A 17081-nucleotide genomic window follows, 5' to 3' on the forward strand; every position below is an offset into this window, starting at 1 on the left:
GACAGCGGGCGATCCCGCACAGGATTACAGGCCTAGATCGGCCAGATGTTGCTTGCTGGACTGCTCCCAGCGGGCACGAAGCGCCTCATTCGTCTCATGTCGGAGGCCGAAGGGCTGCAATGTCGCGAACCGATCCGATCCAGCCACTCCGAAGCCAGCCCCGACACGGGGCCACCAATAATCGACCGCGACACGCACGTCCTCCCGGTCGGAAAGCAGGAGCTGCGCAAGGCCCTCCGATCCGAGTTCCCGGTGCCGCATCTCACGCGGGGCGATGGCGCGGAACACCTCGGCCAGCGGCGCATAGGAAAGGCGGGTCAACTCGCCCATCTGGACATCCGTCGCCAAGCCCTGGAGTACATTCATCACCACCGCATCCGTCCACCCGGTGATCGGGTAGTGAAAAACCGAAAGGCGCATATCGCCTTCCTGTCGCGCATGGCCCAGATCCGCATCGCGGGGCAAGCGGGCGGCCCAGTCATGGGTCGTTTCGTAGCGGTCAGCATTGGCGCCGAAGCTGGCCATAACCGCCAGCACGCGCTCCGCATGGTCCGCCTTCTCCAACGTGATGCGGCTGGCAGCGATACGGGCCTTGATGCCGGGCGCGTGGTTAATCGATGCGGCGAAACCCGCGGAGGCTGCAAGCTCGCTGTCCACGAAGGACGACATCAAGCGCAGAAGTTCTCCCCGGTAGCGGGCGGGCACGTTGTCGGGTGTCGTCAGTACTCCGCCCTGCGCCAGATATTCTTCCACCGACATTGCATCATTCATCATAGGTCACCACGACGCGATCGCTGAGCGGCGTGGCCTGGCAGGAAAGGACATAGCCCGCGCGGACCTCATAATCCTCCAACGCATGGTTCACTGCCATTTCCACCTCCCCCTCCAGCACCTTGCACCGGCAGGTGGAGCACACACCCGCCTTGCAGGCATAGGGCGCATCCATCTGGGCCGCGATCGCCGCGTCGAGGATCGACTGCCCCTGTCGCGGCATCTCGAAAGTCCGGGTCGCTCCATCGAGTGTCACTGTCGCCTGTGTGCCGGCACCGGGGTGGACGGCAACACGTGAGACCGCACGGGCCTTGGCTCGACCCGGTTGTCCGCTGGCGAAAAGCTCGAACTTGATCTGGTCGTCCCGCAGCCCCTGGGCGCGCAGGCTCTCCGCAATGGCCAGCATCATCGGCTCCGGCCCGCAGATGAAGACGGTGTCTATTGAACCCGCGTCAAGCCAGTGGGTGAACAGCCCGCGCATCTTCTCCGCGTCTATCCGGCCCGTGAACAGATCAATCTCCTGTCCCTCCTGCTCCAGCACATGGATGATGGACAGCCGCCCGAGATAGAGGTTCTTCAGATCCTCCAGCTCCTCCCGGAACATGATCGTGTTGATCTGGCGATTGGAATAGACCAGCGTGAATTTAGACCCCGGCTCACGCGCCAGCACTGTCTTGATGATCGACAGTAGAGGGGTGATCCCGGAACCGCCCGCGAAGCCCAGATACTGGCGGGAAGCTTGCGGGTCCAGTTCTGTGAAGAACCTTCCCATGGGCGGCATCGCCTCGATCTGATCCCCGACACCCAGCATCTCGTTGGCCCAAGTGGAGAACGCACCGCCATCCACCCGCTTGATCCCGACCTTCAGGCACCCCTCGTCGCGGCCCGCGCAGATCGAGTAGCTGCGACGCAGCTCCTCGCCATCGAAATCATGGCGAAAGGTAAGATACTGGCCCTGCGTGAAATCGAACAGGGCCCTGTCCTCCTCCCGGGGGCGGAGGGTGACGACAACGGCGTCGCGGGTCTCACGGCGCACATCGGTGACGGTCAACGGATGGAAGCGTGCCATTTGGGTATCCTCGGCATCCTAGATGCACTTGAAGTAATCGAAAGGCTCCAGACAGTCCTGGCAGCGATAGCTCGCCTTGCAGGGCGTGGAACCGAACTGGCTGACCTTCTCGGTCCGCGCGGAGCCGCAGCGGGGACATGCAATGGTCAGGTTGCTGCTGCCCGCCAGCCGGGAGATCCGGCCCGCCAGCCTCCCATCTGCCGCGGTACCATCGACAGGCGGCGCAATCCCGTAGTCGCGGAGCTTCTGCCGCCCTTCCTCCGTCAGCCAGTCCGTCGTCCACGGCGGGGACAACTGCCGCTCGAGTCGCACCCGCTCTATCCCTCGGCTCTGGAGTGCCGTCTCGATATCAAGGTTGATGATCGCGGTGGCGGGACAGCCGGAATAAGTAGGCGTGACGGTGACGACGAGGGTTTCGCCCTCCCACGCCACGTCGCGGATGATGCCCAGATCGGTCAGGCTGATAACAGGGATCTCCGGGTCCGGCACTTCGGAAAGCCAGTGCCAGACCTCTGCCAGATCGGGATGCGCAGCGCCGTCCATCGCATCACCAGCGCGCGCCGGGATAGGCACGTTGCAGGAACTGCATCTCGGCGAGAATGTAGCCCAGATGTTCGCTGTGCAGGCCGCGCTTGCCGCCACGACCCTTCACGCCGTGCTGCCAGACATCGGCAGGCAGAGTCAGCGTGGCCTCGGCCAGCACATCCTGTACCTTGCGGTCCCATGCGTCCTTCAGGCTCGAGGGCAGGGGAGCTATGCCCGCTTCGGCAATGTCGCGGTCGAGATCGTCATCCGCAAACATCTCGCCCGTATAGGGATAGAGCAGGTCGAGCGCCTTTTGCATACGGTCATGGCTCTCTGCGCTGCCATCCCCCAGACGGATCATGAGATCGGCGGAACGTTCGAGATGATAAGCCACCTCCTTCTCCGCCTTGGCCGCGATTTCCGCCACCCGCCTGTCAGTCGAGCCCTTCAAAGCGCCCATAAGTTCAAGATGGAATGCGTCGAACAGGAATTGCCGCATCAAGGTCTGCGCGAAGTCGCCATTCGGGCGTTCAACCAGCAGCAGATTGCGAAAGGCGCCCGCGTCACGCAGGTAGGCCAGATCGTCCGCGCTGCGGCCCTCACCCTCGACCTCCCCGGCATATTCCAGCCAGAGCTGGCACTGACCGATGAGGTCGAGTGCCTGGTTGGCGAGTGCGATATCCTCCTCAAGCGCGGGGGCATGACCACACCACTCAGAAACCCTATGTCCGAGGATCAGCGCATTGTCACCGAGCCGCTGAAGCCACTCGGCCAAGGTGACTCTGCTCGCCGTTTTAACCGCGCCTCCCATCACATGTGCCCGATTTCTTCAGGAATGTCGAAGAAGGTCGGATGACGATAGACCTTGCTGTTCGATGGTTCGAACAGCGGCCCTTTGTCAGACGGAGACGAAGCGGTAATCTCGTTCGAGGGGACGACCCAGATCGAAACGCCCTCGTTGCGACGGGTATAAACGTCGCGTGCATTACGGATGGCCATCTCCGCATCCGGCGCGTGCAAGCTGCCGACGTGACGATGATTCAGGCCATGCTGACCACGGATGAAGATTTCCCACAGGGGCCATTCGTTGGACATGTCTTGCTCCTCCCGGGAGGCTGGATATTCTGGCTGGACGGGTGGGTTATTCGGCTGCGATGGCAGAGCGCCGCGTTGCGGCCTTGTCCGCATGGGCCATCAGCCCGTCGCGGAACCAGGCGCCATCTTCCCATGCCTTCACGCGCGCGCCGAGGCGTTCCGTGTTGCACGGGCCGTTCCCCTGAATGACGGCGAAGAACTCCGACCAGTCCGGCTCAGAGAAATCGTAGCCGCCCTTTTCCTCGTTCCATTTCAGATCGGGATCGGGAACGGTCAGCCCCAGATATTCCGCCTGCGGAACGGTCTGATCGACGAATTTCTGCCGAAGCTCGTCATTCGTGTTCATCTTGATCTTCCACGCCATGGATTGCGCGGAATGCACGCTGTCCTTGTCGGAGGGGCCGAACATCATCAGCGACGGGTACCAGAAACGGTTGAGCGCATCCTGCGCCATCGCCTTCTGCTCCGGCGTGCCGCTCGCCATCTTCATCATGATGTCGTAGCCCTGCCGCTGGTGGAACGATTCCTCCTTGCAGATGCGGATCATCGCGCGGCTGTAGGGGCCGTAGCTGGTCCGCTGCAGCGGCACTTGATTCATGATCGCCGCCCCATCGACAAGCCAGCCCACCGCACCCATGTCGGCCCATGTCAGCGTGGGATAGTTGAAGATGGAGGAATACTTCATGTTGCCGCTGTGGAGTTTCTCCAGCAACTCGTCCCGGCTCACGCCAAGGGTCTCAGCGGCGGAATAGAGATAAAGGCCGTGGCCCGCCTCGTCCTGCACCTTGGCGAGCAGGATGGCCTTGCGCTGAAGCGTGGGCGCGCGGGTGATCCAGTTTCCCTCCGGCAGCTGACCGACGATCTCAGAATGTGCGTGCTGGCCGATCTGACGGATCAGGGTCTTGCGATACCCGTCCGGCATCCATTCCTTCGGTTCGATCTTTTCCCCGCGGTCGATGCGGTCCTGAAAGGCAAGCTCCTGCGGCGTCATCTCATCACGATGCTTGGAGCCTTCGGATTTCACGAGCTGTGCATACATGGCTAACCTCCTCCAGAATCGCGCGGCAAACAGTCGACCGCAGACTGACGAGATCGAATCCCCCTTCGCCAGTCCCCGGATCTTGATACGTCACAACACATCACATTAAAAGCCATAAAATGGATAATAGTGTGATGTGTCGTGGGAAGCTCAAACAAGTCACTGAAAGGGATGTATTTACCTCAATCCCGAAAGACGCATGTCGCTTTCGCGGGTGTGGGCGGGCAGGGGACCGTCAAGACCTTCAAAGCTCGCGGCGATATGACGTTCCGCTGCGTCCGAAAGCGCCAGATAACTGCGCCGGAACAAAGCTCTCGCCGCCGCTCCCTGCCAGTCGGCAGGCAGCGCTGCGGGCGGGAGGCGCGGATCTCGGAGCAAGACGTTGCGGTAGAGATGCACGAGCAGCAGCCGCGCCACCAGTGATGCCTCGTCCGACAGCGCGCCTTTCAGCACAGCATCCAGCAACACCTCGAACCGGCGGTTGATATTGCGATACTGCCCCTGCAAGGCAGAGAGATCCCAGAAGCCTGCCAGCTCCTCCGGGTGGTCCACCGGCGCCGCGTGCAGCAGCAGCGCACCGGGCGGCGGCGCCTGATCCCGGTCGGGCCGAATATAGACAGACCCGCCCATATGACCTAAGCGGAGCCGCTTCGCCTCCACCTCCGCAAGATCGGGGGCATGAAGAACCTGCCATCCGCGCGGAGGCTCCTCGGTCGAATAGAGCAGCCGGGCGGCATGGCCGAACTCCGTCTGGGCCGACGCATCCAGACGGTAATAGCTCCGCCGGCCCGCCCGCTCGCCCGCGAGCTGCCGGGCCGCCACCAGACGGGAGACCGCCGTCCGAACGAGAGACTCATTGATTCCGACGCGCGCGCAGATGTCGATCAGCGTGCCCGTCCAGAGCACTCCGCCACGCGGCACCACCACATCGCCGTAGATCGTGACGATGAAGGGAGCAGACCGAAGCTCCACACCGTCCAGCAAGCGAACTATCGCCTCATCGCCCTTCATGTTTCCTCACCATCCGCTCCCGGCCCTTCAACCCCTAGCGGAGAGATCAAATTCTCCGCAAGAGCGTGTTCACGCCGCTTTGGGAGGAAGCAATTCCAGAACTCCTTCGGGATACGCTAAAAAGCGCGGCGGAAGTATTGGGCTGAAGCGGCATTTCCACCCCTAACGATACAAAAATGTGCAACCGTGCAGCGGAGGCGGGGCGACTCTTCTTCCGCGGGCTTTGCGGCCTTGCCAACCGCCAGGCCCTGACCTGAAGATCGGAACATGCGCCGAAACAATGGCCGGATGCGAAAGGCGGGGACGTGACGGAAAAGAGCATGATCGCCATCCGGCACGTCAGCAAGGCATTCGGAAGAGGCGAGGCGAGCGTCCGTGCGCTGGACGACGTGTCGTTCGAGATCGCGAGGGGAGAGTTCTTCACGTTGCTTGGCCCGTCCGGCTGCGGCAAGACCACCCTCCTGCGCATGATCGCAGGCTTCGAGACGCCGACGGAGGGAGAAATCTTCCTGGACGGCGCGGCAATCAGCCATCTGCCCCCCAACCGAAGGCCCGTGAATACCGTATTCCAGAGCTACGCGCTTTTCCCCCATCTCACGGTAGCGGAAAATATCGCCTTCGGGCTGAAGATGCTCGGGCGGTCGCGGGCGGAGCAGCGGCAGCGGACGGAGCGGATGCTGTCGCTTGTCAGGCTTGAATCGCTGGCCGGACGGCGGACCAGCCAGCTCTCGGGCGGCCAGCAGCAACGTGTGGCGCTGGCACGCGCGCTCGCTCCCGAGCCGAAGGTGCTTCTGCTGGACGAACCGCTATCTGCGCTGGATCTGCAGTTGCGGAAGGAGATGCAGGTCGAGCTGAAACGCCTTCAGACGGAAACCGGGATCACCTTCGTCTTCGTCACCCATGACCAGGAGGAGGCATTGACCATGTCCGACCGTATCGGGGTGATGAGCGCGGGACGGCTTCAGCAGATAGGCACCCCGCGGGAGGTCTATACCCGCCCGACAAACCGTTTTGTCGCCGCCTTCATCGGAGAAACCAACCTCCTCCGCGGCATGGCGACGGGTGAAGGCGTCCGGCTGCCGGGTGGCTTTCTGCTTCCCTTCGAAGAGGCCGCGCGGGGGGAGGTCACGCTCACCATACGCCCCGAACATATCCGGATCGTCGCCCCGGAGGAGCAGGGCGCGATCCCAGCGGAGGTTCGCAGCGCGATCTATTTCGGGACGGACACGCATTACCACCTTGCTCTCGCAGACGGAACACCACTCATCGCGCGGGCCCAATCGGCGGTCGACGGTATGTCCGCCCTCCAACCGGGCCAGCAGGTCGGTCTCCGGGTCGCACCCGGCGCGGCCCATGTGCTGGGGGATTGACGAATGAGGGGCGAGACGGAGATGGAGCGGCGCTCCGCTCGGAACGGGTGGTTGCTCTCGCTGCCCGCCCTCGTGGTGCTGCTCTTTGCGGCGGTGGGGCCGTTGTTCATCCTGCTGATCTATTCCTTCCTGACGCGGAACGACGCGGGCACGGTGACTTGGGCCTTTTCCACGGATGGCTGGGTGTCGGTCCTGTTCACTTATGACATTTTCGATGAGGCTTACCGCCTCGCCGATGCACATCTGGCGATCCTGTGGCGCTCGGTGTGGCTGTCGCTGATGACGACGCTCATTACCTTCGTGCTCGGGTTTCCAACGGCATGGTTCATCGCGACCCGGCCACCGCAGGCCCGCGCGCTATGGCTGTTTCTCATCACCATACCCTTCTGGACGAATATCCTGATCCGCACTTTTGCGATCAACGAGATCATCCGCAACGAAGGGGTGCTGAACACCGTGCTGCTCCGGCTCGGCGTGATCGATGCGCCTCTGCAAATCATCTATACCGACCTCGCCGTGCTGATCGGGATGGCCTATGTCTATCTTCCTCTGATGGTCCTGCCCCTCTACGCCGCGATAGACCGGTTCGACATGCGGCTTCTGGAGGCAAGCTATGACCTCTATGCCAGCCGGTGGCGCGCCTTGAGAAGCATCGTCCTGCCCATCGTCCGGCCGGGGATCATCGCCGGCTCCATTCTGGTCTTCGTGCCTTCGCTCGGCGCCTATGTCACGCCGCGGGTACTGGGGGGCGGACGCAACATGATGATAGGCAATTTCATCGAACTTCAGTTTCTTCAGGGGCGAAACTGGCCGCTGGGGGCGGCGCTGTCGATGACGCTGCTCCTTATCGTCGCGCTGGCGCTCATGGCCTATATCCGTGCGGCCGGGCAGGGGGGGAGGGCTCCGCATGGCTGATGGTCATTTCGACGCCACACGGCTTCCCGGCTTTGCGACCGTGGCCGTGGCTGCCTTTGTCCTGCTTTACCTGCCGATCGTCACCCTGGTGATCTATTCCTTCAACGCCTCTCAATCCGTGGCGGTATGGGGAGGATTCTCGCTTTCGTGGTACAGCCATGCGTGGGAGAACGAGGCGGTGAAGGCGGCGGCACTGCGGTCGCTCATCATCGCGAGCTTCGCCGCAGTCTTCTCCACCCTTATCGCCACGATGGCCGCCCTCGGGACGACACGCCGCCGTGCCTTCCGGGGCGAGACACTGATCTACATGACCATCAACCAGCCCCTCATGGTCCCGGAGATCGTGACGGCGGTGGCGCTGATGATCTTCTTCGGTATCCTGAAACTCTGGACGGGCTATCAGGGACTGGGATGGCTGATCGCGGCCCATACGGCCTTCTGCATCCCCTTCGCCTACCTGCCGATCCGCGCTCGGCTCGAAGGCATGGACCTTTCACTGGAGACGGCGGCATCCGATCTCTATGCGACGCCATGGCAGACATTCCGCTGGGTTACGTTGCCGAACCTCGCACCGGGCATACTTGCGGGCGCCATGCTGGCCTTCGTTATTTCGCTTGATGACGTTGTCATAACGGAGTTCGTGAAATCGGGCGGTCAGGATACATTGCCAACCTACATGCTTGGCCAGATGCGACGCGCCTTTACGCCCGAGGTGAACGCCATTTCGACGCTTCTGCTCGCCCTGACCATCGTGCTGCTGACGGCTTTCTTTCTGCTCACACCAAAGAAAAAATAATCGACATCGACGGGAGATCACCATGAAGACGTTGCTCGCCTCCGCAGCCCTGCTCTGTGCGTTGTCAACCACCGGTTACGCGGCGGGTCAGCTGCAGCTTTACAACTGGGGCAACTACACCAACCCGGACTTGCTGAAAAAATTCGAGGATGAAACCGGCATCAAGGTGACGGTCACTGACTACGATTCCAACGATGTGGCAATCGCCAAGGTAGGTGCCGGCGGTTCCGGTTTCGATCTGGTTGTGCCCTCCGCCAACTACGTCCGTTTCTGGGTGGATCGCGGGTTGATCCAGGAGCTCGATCATTCGCGGCTGGCGAATATCGGCAATATCGCGGCCGAATGGCGGGATGTCGTCTGGGATCCGGGGCGCAAGTTTACCATTCCATGGCAATGGGGGTCCACCGGGGTTGCGGTGAATACCGGAGTCTATTCGGGGGACATCAACACTTCCGCAATTTTCCTGGACCCTCCGGAAGAACTGGTCGGCAAGGTGAACGTCGTGCCGGAGATGAGCGACGTTCTGGCGCTGGCCACGATGTATGCAGGCGGCGAACCCTGCTCGGAAGATCCAGCAATCATGAAGAAGGTGCGCGACACAATTCTTGCCGCCAAGCCGAAATGGATCTCTATGGACTATGGCGCGACGGAGCGTCTCTCGAACGGTGACTGGGCCGCTTCCGTGAACTGGAACGGCTCCACCATGCGGGCACGGATCAATACGCAGGGAAAGGTCCAGTATGGCTATCCCAAGGAAGGCTATCCGCTGTTCATGGATTCCGTCGCGCTGCTGTCGGATGCGAAGAATGTCGATGAGGCCTACAAGTTCCTGGACTTCATCATGGTGCCGGAAAATGCGGCCCTGATCTCCGCCTTTGCGCGCTATGCCAACGGTATCGCCGGATCTGAGACCTTCATGCCGGAAGACATGAAGACAGCGCCCGAAGTCGTGGTGCCCGAGGCCGCCCGCGCCGCCGGACGGTTCCTGCCGGGCTGCACGGGCAAGGCGCTGGACTATCAGACGGCGATTTGGACGGAGTTGCAGAAGTAACAGACCGGACGCACATATGACGGGCTTTAAAGGCGCAGCGACGACGCCCGTCGCTGCAGATCTCATCATAACCAACGCGCGCGTCCTGACGATGGATACCGACCGGCCCCGCGCCGAGGCGGTGGCCATCGCGGGGGGTCGTATCCTCGCGGTCGGGCCCGATGCTGATGTCGCGGCTCTGCAAGCCCCAGGAACGGAGGTCATCGACGCAGGCGGGCGGTCGCTGCTGCCGGGCTTCGTGGAAAGTCACCTTCACCTCCTTCTTGGCGGGCTGGAGCTTGACCGGCTCCAACTCGGCGGGGTGCGCGGGCGGGCGGCGCTCACCGCCGTTTTTCAGCGTTATGCCAGCAAACATCCCAACGCGCCGCTGCTCATGGCGCATGGCGCGACCTACGACATTCTTGACCACCCCGTCACCCGCCACGATCTGGATGAGGTGATCGCGGACCGACCCGCGGCGATGATGGCGGCGGATCATCATACCGTCTGGGCGAACACTGCCGCTCTGAAGGCCGCGGGTCTGCTTTATGGCGCCGAGACACCACCGGGACATGTGATCGTCATGGGGCCGGACGGTCTGGCTACCGGTGAGTTGCGGGAGTTCGAGGCCTTTGGCCCGGTGCTGGATCTGGATGGCACGGGACATCTGCAGCTGGGCATCGCCACGGGAGAAGAACCAGACCCCTGGCCGGATGCCGAGCGCCGGGCTGCCGACAGACAGATCATCGCGGCCGGTCTTGCCCATTGCGCCCGTCATGGGATCACCACGATGGTGAACATGGACGGCAACCGCTACACCCTCGCCCTGCTTCGGGAGATTGAGGAGGAGGGGCGGCTTACCGCGCGCGTCGTGGTGCCTTTCCACTTCAAACCGCACATGGAACTCTCTGCGCTGGAGCGTGCCAGCGCGATGACCGCCGATTTCGGCGGCGCGTGGCTCCGCTCCGGCTTCGTCAAGATGTTCATGGATGGTGTACTGGAAAGCCGGACCGCATTCCTGCTTCAGGATTATGCGAACCATCCCGGAGAGCGGGGCGAGGCGCTGTTCAGCGCCGAACGCTTTGCGGAAATCTGCAAGGAAATTGACCGCCGGGGCCTGCAGATCGCAGTGCATGCCATCGGGGACGCAGCCGTTCGACGCACAATCGACGGCTACGAAGCGGCGCGATGCGTGAACGGGGCGCGCGACAGCCGCCATCGCATCGAGCATATCGAATTGATCGATCCGGTCGATGTGCCCCGCCTCGCCGCGAATGGAATAACAGCCAGCCTCCAGCCATCGCACCCGCCGGGAGCGATGGATTTCCCGCTGACCACAATGGAAGCGGTGATGCCAGCCCCGCTGTGGCGGACCGCCTATCTCTGCCGGACCTTGGCAGACAGGGGCACGCCCCTTGCCTTCGGCTCGGACTGGCCGGTCGCCGATGTCGATGTACTCCGAAGTCTCAGCGCCCAGGGGTCGCGTGGGTCTTATCCCGGCGGGTTGGATGAGCGTGTGTCGCTCATGCAGGCGATCCGCGCCTATACCGCAGACGGCGCCTGGGCGGTCCATCTAGATCACTTGACGGGACGGCTCACACCGGGACTTGCCGCCGATCTGGTTCTGCTGGATGCGGATATCGAAGCTCTCGCACCGGAGGAGTATCCCGACGCGGGCATCCGGCTCACGATCGCAGGCGGCAGGGTCGTCTATCGGGCGTGATGTCGGTGTGCGCCGGAAAATGGCATCGCCCGTGAGTGGTCACGGGCGATGAGCACTCACTGCGAGGCCTTTTCCACAAAGGCATTGGTATAGGTCTTGGCCAGATCGACGTTCGCTGCGGCGATTTCCGGAGAGTTGAAGCTCATCACCTTGAGCACCGCCTCTGCCGCGCCATCTTCCATCAGCCCATCGCGCGAGATCATCTCAAGGCTGCTTTTCAGCGATTCCACGTAGATGTCACGATCTCCGATAAGCTCGGCAGGCATCCTGTCCGCTATCTCCTCCGGCGGAGTTTCATGGATGTATTTCAGAGTGTCCACGATCGCGGCGGCCAGCGCCTGCGTGGCCTCCGGGTGGGCGTCGATCCATTCCTGCCGGGTATAGAGCGCGCCACCTGCATAGTCCGCCCCGAAGAGCGCCCGCGCGTCCGCCTCCTTGCGGGTATCCACCAGCATCTTCAGATCGGCGTGCCGGTTCTTGAGTTGCGAGATCGCAGGATCCAGCGCGACCACCGCATCTATTCCGCCTTGCTCCAGCGCGGCAACCGCCGTCGCCCCGACTCCGACGCCCACGACGGAAGCAGAACTCGGGTCCAACCCCTCGCGCGAAAGCATGTATTTCAGGAAGAAATCAGTCGACGACCCCGGCGCGGTGACCCCCACGGTCTTGCCCGCCAGCTCGGCAACGGTTGATATCTGTTTATCGGGCCCAACCACCAGCGCGATGCCCGGCAGGCGGTCCATCACCACGAATGCCGCGAGCTGCTGCCGCTTTGCAGCCAGGCTGATGGTATGTTCGTAATAGCCCGACACCACATCCGCACTGCCGCCGACGACAGCCTTGAGCGCGGCGGAGCCACCTTTGAAATCTATGAGTTCGACATCCAGCCCGTGCTTCTCATAATTGCCAAGCTCCTTGGCCAATACGGTCGGCAGGTAGCAGATGCAGCTCGAACCGCCGATGGCGATCTTCACCGTATCGGCCGCGGCAGGCAGTCCCAGTGTTGCGGCGACCAGCGTCGCGAAAAGATGCTTTCCAAAGCCCATTTCCGTTCCTCCCTCCAGAAATCAGTGGTTGTCGCGCCCCGGCTGCCAGACCAGCAGCCGCCGCTCCGCCAGCGTCACCAGCCAGTCGATGACCAGCACAAACGCCGAAAGCACGAACATCCCGGCAAAGACACCGGCGATATCGAACATGCCCTCCGCCTGCGCGATGAGATAGCCCAGGCCCGCCGACGACCCCAGATATTCACCCACTACCGCGCCCACCACCGCAAAGCCGATGGACACATGAAGGGAGGAGAACACCCAGCTCAGCGCGGAGGGCAGATAGACGTGGCGCAGAAGCTGCCGTTCCGTCATGCCGAGCATCCGGGCATTCTGAAGCACGGTCCGGTTCACCTCCTTCACGCCTTGATAGACGTTGAAGAAGACGATGAAGAACACCAGCGTAAAGCCGAGGGCGACCTTCGACCAGATGCCTAGTCCGAACCAGAGCGTGAAGATCGGAGCCAGAACCACGCGGGGCAGTGCATTCGCTCCCTTGATATACGGGTCGAAGACCGCGGCTAGCCGTGGCCGCCGGGCGAGCCAGAACCCGAGGATCAGCGCCGCCAACGTGCCCAGGACGAAGGCCAGTGCCGCTTCCAGAAGGGTGATCCAAAGATGATACCAGATCGTGCCGGTTGAGAACCACCGCACGATCTGGGCCAGCACATCGCCGGGCGTCGAGAAGAAGAACTGAATGCGCGCCGGGTCACCGAAGAGGGTGGTATTGGTGAGCACCCACCAGAAGCCGACCGCGACCACGGCTACCAATGCCTGCAGGGCCAGAAGCACCGGTTTCGACATCAGGACACCCGTTCCTTGTTGCTGTAGGCTTGCAGCACCTGTTCCTTCAGGAGATGCCAGATTTCGCGATGCAGCGACTGGAATTCCGGCGTCAACTTGATCTCGGAAACGTCACGAGGCCGGGAGAGCGGGATGGCGAAGTCACCGATGATGCGCGCGGAAGGCCCCGCCGAAAGGATCACCACCCGGTCGGAGAGGGAGATCGCCTCCTCCAGATCATGTGTGACGAACATCACCGCCTTGCGATCCTGCTGCCACAGTTCCAGCAGCAGATCCCCCATGATCAGCCGGGTCTGCGCGTCGAGCGGGCCGAAGGGTTCGTCCATGAGCAGGATTGCCGGATCGCGGATGAGCACCTGCGCCATCGCAACCCGCTTGCGTTGCCCTCCCGACAGCATATGCGGATAGCGGTCGCCGAACCCCTTGAGGCCCACCTTTTCCAACCAGTCATCGGCGCGGGTGAGTGCCTCCCTCCGCCGCGTGCCGCCAATTTCGAGCGCGATGGCCACGTTGTCCCGCGCAGTCTTCCACGGCATCAGTGCGTCGGCCTGAAAGAGATAGCCTGCGCGCGCATTCAGCCCCTGAAGCGGCTGCCCTTCGATCCTCACCATACCGGCGCTCGGGCGGAGAAGACCGGCCGCCGCATTGAGCAGCGTCGATTTGCCGGAGCCTGTCGGCCCGACGATGGCGACGAATTCTCCTTTGGAGACGTCCAGATCAGCGCCGGAAACGGCGCGAAATTCCGATTTCCCTCCGACGCCGAAACTGATGTCCACGGCGTCAAGACTGACAGCGACCGCTTGCGGATCGCTGCGGCCCTCTCCCGACTGCGGCATTTCTGCGGCCTCCCCCTTGGCACGGACCTTATAGTGGCAGCGAGATCCTCTGCAAGAGCGCCACCGGCGAGAGCGGGCTGCGAATGTTCGCGAAAGTCCATCACGATGTCACAACCTTTGCGCGAAACGGTCGCCAAAGCGTCGTCGTTTTGTCAATTTTGGCGGTCATGGTCCCGGCCACGTGACGAATTCGCGCAAAATCTTTCTGATGGAGAATCCCATGACCTCTCGGATCACGCTTGCCGCAGCGGCCCTCCTCGCGACCGCGCTTTCCGCGCCGATTGCCGGGGCCGCGACCTATGGCACCCTTTCCGGCAAGGCGCCCATCGTGGTCGCGCATCGCGGGGCCAGCGGCTATCTCCCCGAGGAGACGCTCGGTGGCTATGAACTCGCCCTGAAGATGGGCGCGGATTACATCGAGCCCGATGTCCAGATGACCGCGGACGGTGCGCTGATCGCCATGCATGACGCGACGCTGAACCGGACGACGAATGTGGAGTCGCTCTTTGCTCCCCGGAACGGCGGATACAAAGTGTCGGATTTCACGCTGGCGGAGATCAAGACGCTGACGGTTGAGCCGACCGGCGCTCTTGCCCGCCCGGATTCGACCTATCCCGGTTTCACGCCCGGCATGGCGGACCCTTACAAGGTCCCGACGCTGGGCGAGGTGCTGGATCTGCTGACCACCTACAATAAGGCGAACGGCACCTCCGTCGGGGTCTATCCCGAGTCCAAGACCCCGTACAACTCACCTCAGAACCAGGCTATCATCGCGACGCTGAAGGAAAAGGGCTACACCGATACGGAAGACAAAGTCATCCTTCAGTCCTTCGTCCGCGCCTCGGTGATCGAGATGGGAGAGGCGCTGGAGGCGCAGGGCATGCAGGCCCTGCTCGCGCAGCTCGGTTCGGTGCGCATGGTGGACGGCGTCTATGGGGTTGCCGGAACGGACGGTTTCTTCACACTGGCCGAGATCGCCGGGATCGCGGACGGCGTCGGCGTCAGCTACGGCGGTATCACCAAGGAATTCATCGACGCGGCGCATGATCTTGATCTGGTCGTGCACGCCTACACCTTCCGCCCGCTGAGCGAGGACGAGGCGTTCACGATGATCCGCCCGATGCTGGACTGGGGTCTGGATGGCTTCTTCACCGATTACACCGATTTCGGTCGTGCCGTCGTGGACAGCCTTGCGCCGGTTCCGGTTCCCGCGGCGCTGCCGCTGCTCGCAGCCGGCCTAGGTGGTCTGGTCATCCTGCGGCGGCGCAAGGTGGCCTGATCACTGTATGAACTGCGGGCGCCTATAGCGCCCGCAGCCTGCCTCAAGCGGTCGTTGCCGGGACGAACAGCGTCCTGAACTGATCCCGGAGCAGGTTCTTCTGCACCTTCCCCATGGTATTCCTTGGCAGTTCGTTCAGGAGTGCGACGTGTTTGGGCTGCTTGAAGCGGGCAAGGCTCTGGCCCATTGCAGCCGTGATCGCCGTGACATCGGGCGCCTCGCCCGCCAAGGGCACAAGCACCGCAACGACGGCCTCGCCGAAGTCAGGATGAGGCACACCTATGACCGCGCTTTCCAGCACACCTGGCTGTTCGTCCAGGATCAACTCGATCTCCTTTGGATAAACGTTGTATCCTCCGGTGATGATGAGGTCCTTCTGCCGCCCGACGATGGTGACATAGCCCTCTGCATCAATCACGCCGATGTCGCCGGTGATGAAGAACCCGTCCTCGCGCAGCTCCTCCCGGGTCTTTTCAGGCATCTCCCAATAGCCCTTGAAAACGTTCGGACCTTTCACTTCGATCATCCCCGGTTCCCCCATGGGGAGGGTGGCTCCGGTTTCGGGGTCGGTGATCTTCACGGCGACGCCGGGCAATGCAGGACCCACCGTACCGGCCCGACGCTCGCCCTCGTAGGGATTGGACGTGGTCATGTTGGTCTCGGTCATGCCGTAGCGCTCAAGGATACGGTGGCCCGTCCGATCCTCGAACGCGCGATGCGTTTCGGCGAGCAGGGGGGCCGAGCCGGAGGTGAACAGCCTCATATGGCCGACGAGCGCCCTCGTGAAGCGTGGATCGTCCAGGAGCCGGGTGTAGAAAGTCGGCACTCCCATCATCGCCGTCGCCTCCGGCAGATGTGCGATGACCTGATCGAGTTTGAACCCCGGCAGGAAGATCATTTTACCGCCCGCGAGAAGCGACACATTGGAGGCCACGAAAAGCCCGTGGGTATGGAAGATCGGCAAGGCGTGCAGCAGCACATCTTCGGAAGTGAAGCGCCATGCCTGCACCAGCACCTCGGCATTGGACAGAAGATTGAGTTGCGTGAGCATCGCGCCCTTGGACCGGCCGGTCGTTCCCGAAGTATAGAGGATCGCAGCCAGATCATCCTCCGCCCGTTCCACCGGAATGAACTCCGCACCTGCATCCGCCGTGCACTCAGTGAAGCTGCCCTTCCCGGCGGCATCGAGCGTCTCGAATTTCGCACCGTGGCGGGAAGCGACCTCGCGGAGAGCCTCCGCCTTGTCCGGCGAACCGACCAGCAGGGCCGCACGCGCGTTGCCCACGAAATAGTCCACCTCATCCGCGGTATATGCGGTGTTGAGCGGAAGGAACACGACACCCGCCGTTATGGCGCCGAGGTAAAGCGCCAGCGCCTCGGGGGTTTTTTCCACTTGCACGGCCAGCCTATCACCCGGCGCAATACCCAGATCGGCAAGCGCCTTCGCGGCCGAGAGCGCCATGCGATGGAGTGCCACCCCGGTGACCCGCCGACCGGAGCCGTCGGTCAGCACCCAGTCTTGCCGGTGCTCCAGAGGGGCCACAAGCGCGTCGTAAAGCGGATTGCTCATTTGCGTCTTCCTGTCCTTGCACCCTGCGCGATCAGGGCTTCGATCTGTTTCGATGTGGCGACGGTTCCGTTCACCACGCAGACTTCATCGTTTGGCTCGATCCTGGCAAGGTCATAGAGATAGTTCACCATGGCTCCACAGGACTGGCCGAGACTGTTCTACGACACGTCCGCCGGTCGTGTCTCGGAAGTGGTAGAAATTG

18 protein-coding genes are annotated in these 17081 nt (G+C 62.5%); 6 read left to right on the top strand and 12 right to left on the bottom strand.

What is annotated here, in order from left to right; genetic code table 11:
* Window positions 1-24 precede the first annotated feature (24 nt).
* The 7 genes from CG51_RS15765 to CG51_RS15795 all read right to left on the bottom strand — a co-directional run bounded on the left by CG51_RS15765 (window position 25) and on the right by CG51_RS15795 (window position 5510).
* Complete coding sequence (locus tag CG51_RS15765; protein ID WP_035746603.1) at window positions 25-771, bottom strand: Phenylacetic acid catabolic protein; 747 nt, start codon at window positions 769-771, stop codon at window positions 25-27.
* Window positions 764-1840: a 1,2-phenylacetyl-CoA epoxidase subunit PaaE gene (paaE, locus tag CG51_RS15770; RefSeq protein WP_035746567.1), complete on the bottom strand. Its 1077-nt coding sequence runs from the start codon at window positions 1838-1840 to the stop codon at window positions 764-766. Before paaE ends, CG51_RS15765 begins: the two co-directional genes overlap by 8 nt.
* 18 nt (window positions 1841-1858) lie before the next feature.
* Window positions 1859-2383: a 1,2-phenylacetyl-CoA epoxidase subunit PaaD gene (paaD, locus tag CG51_RS15775; protein WP_035746568.1), complete on the bottom strand. Its 525-nt coding sequence runs from the start codon at window positions 2381-2383 to the stop codon at window positions 1859-1861.
* Between the two features lie 4 nt (window positions 2384-2387).
* The gene (gene paaC / locus CG51_RS15780; protein ID WP_233141316.1) at window positions 2388-3140 is read right to left on the bottom strand and encodes a 1,2-phenylacetyl-CoA epoxidase subunit PaaC; all 753 of its coding nucleotides are present in this window, start codon (window positions 3138-3140) and stop codon (window positions 2388-2390) included.
* Between the two features lie 35 nt (window positions 3141-3175).
* The gene (gene paaB / locus CG51_RS15785; protein ID WP_035746571.1) at window positions 3176-3460 is read right to left on the bottom strand and encodes a 1,2-phenylacetyl-CoA epoxidase subunit PaaB; all 285 of its coding nucleotides are present in this window, start codon (window positions 3458-3460) and stop codon (window positions 3176-3178) included.
* 46 nt (window positions 3461-3506) lie between these two features.
* A complete protein-coding gene (gene paaA, locus CG51_RS15790; protein ID WP_035746573.1) occupies window positions 3507-4499 on the bottom strand; it encodes a 1,2-phenylacetyl-CoA epoxidase subunit PaaA in 993 nt (330 codons plus the stop codon).
* Between the two features lie 177 nt (window positions 4500-4676).
* Complete coding sequence (locus CG51_RS15795; protein ID WP_035746575.1) at window positions 4677-5510, bottom strand: PaaX family transcriptional regulator C-terminal domain-containing protein; 834 nt, start codon at window positions 5508-5510, stop codon at window positions 4677-4679.
* A gap of 320 nt (window positions 5511-5830) precedes the next feature.
* Between CG51_RS15795 and CG51_RS15800 the strand changes: the two genes are divergently transcribed.
* Genes CG51_RS15800 through CG51_RS15820 form a run of 5 tightly spaced genes read left to right on the top strand, consistent with a single transcriptional unit; the run spans window position 5831 to window position 11344 of the window.
* The gene (locus CG51_RS15800) at window positions 5831-6880 is read left to right on the top strand and encodes an ABC transporter ATP-binding protein (RefSeq protein ID WP_088233899.1); all 1050 of its coding nucleotides are present in this window, start codon (window positions 5831-5833) and stop codon (window positions 6878-6880) included.
* A 3-nt stretch (window positions 6881-6883) separates the two neighbouring features.
* Window positions 6884-7795: an ABC transporter permease gene (locus CG51_RS15805; protein ID WP_035746577.1), complete on the top strand. Its 912-nt coding sequence runs from the start codon at window positions 6884-6886 to the stop codon at window positions 7793-7795.
* Window positions 7788-8591 carry an ABC transporter permease gene (locus CG51_RS15810; protein ID WP_035746580.1) on the top strand — a complete coding sequence of 268 codons (804 nt, stop codon included), beginning with the start codon at window positions 7788-7790 and terminating at the stop codon, window positions 8589-8591. The genes CG51_RS15805 and CG51_RS15810 overlap by 8 nt, the downstream gene beginning before the upstream one ends.
* A gap of 22 nt (window positions 8592-8613) precedes the next feature.
* Window positions 8614-9642: an extracellular solute-binding protein gene (locus tag CG51_RS15815; protein ID WP_035746582.1), complete on the top strand. Its 1029-nt coding sequence runs from the start codon at window positions 8614-8616 to the stop codon at window positions 9640-9642.
* Between the two features lie 16 nt (window positions 9643-9658).
* Window positions 9659-11344, top strand: coding sequence for an amidohydrolase (locus tag CG51_RS15820; protein ID WP_051930719.1), 1686 nt, complete (start codon window positions 9659-9661; stop codon window positions 11342-11344).
* 56 nt (window positions 11345-11400) lie between these two features.
* Here the strand turns inward: CG51_RS15820 and CG51_RS15825 are convergent, their stop codons facing one another.
* Genes CG51_RS15825 through CG51_RS15835 form a run of 3 tightly spaced genes read right to left on the bottom strand, consistent with a single transcriptional unit; the run spans window position 11401 to window position 14030 of the window.
* Window positions 11401-12390, bottom strand: coding sequence for an ABC transporter substrate-binding protein (locus tag CG51_RS15825; RefSeq protein WP_035746584.1), 990 nt, complete (start codon window positions 12388-12390; stop codon window positions 11401-11403).
* Window positions 12391-12411: 21 nt separating this feature from the next.
* Window positions 12412-13194, bottom strand: a complete 783-nt coding sequence (locus CG51_RS15830; protein ID WP_035746587.1) for an ABC transporter permease — start codon at window positions 13192-13194, stop codon at window positions 12412-12414.
* The gene (locus CG51_RS15835; RefSeq protein ID WP_035746589.1) at window positions 13194-14030 is read right to left on the bottom strand and encodes an ABC transporter ATP-binding protein; all 837 of its coding nucleotides are present in this window, start codon (window positions 14028-14030) and stop codon (window positions 13194-13196) included. Before CG51_RS15835 ends, CG51_RS15830 begins: the two co-directional genes overlap by 1 nt.
* Before the next feature lie 220 nt (window positions 14031-14250).
* On the opposite strand from CG51_RS15835, the gene CG51_RS20795 reads away from it, so the two are divergent.
* Entirely contained in the window at window positions 14251-15309 is a 1059-nt protein-coding gene (locus CG51_RS20795; protein ID WP_051930720.1) for a glycerophosphodiester phosphodiesterase family protein, read from the top strand.
* Window positions 15310-15352: 43 nt separating this feature from the next.
* Here CG51_RS20795 and CG51_RS15845 read toward each other — a convergent pair whose 3' ends face one another.
* Window positions 15353-16879, bottom strand: coding sequence for a malonate--CoA ligase (locus CG51_RS15845; protein ID WP_035746592.1), 1527 nt, complete (start codon window positions 16877-16879; stop codon window positions 15353-15355).
* Window positions 16876-17007 carry a hypothetical protein gene (locus CG51_RS20975; protein ID WP_269845382.1) on the bottom strand — a complete coding sequence of 44 codons (132 nt, stop codon included), beginning with the start codon at window positions 17005-17007 and terminating at the stop codon, window positions 16876-16878. The genes CG51_RS15845 and CG51_RS20975 overlap by 4 nt, the downstream gene beginning before the upstream one ends.
* Window positions 17008-17081 lie beyond the last annotated feature (74 nt).

The sequence above is a fragment of the Haematobacter missouriensis genome (genome assembly GCF_000740775.1).
GTDB lineage: Bacteria > Pseudomonadota > Alphaproteobacteria > Rhodobacterales > Rhodobacteraceae > Haematobacter > Haematobacter missouriensis.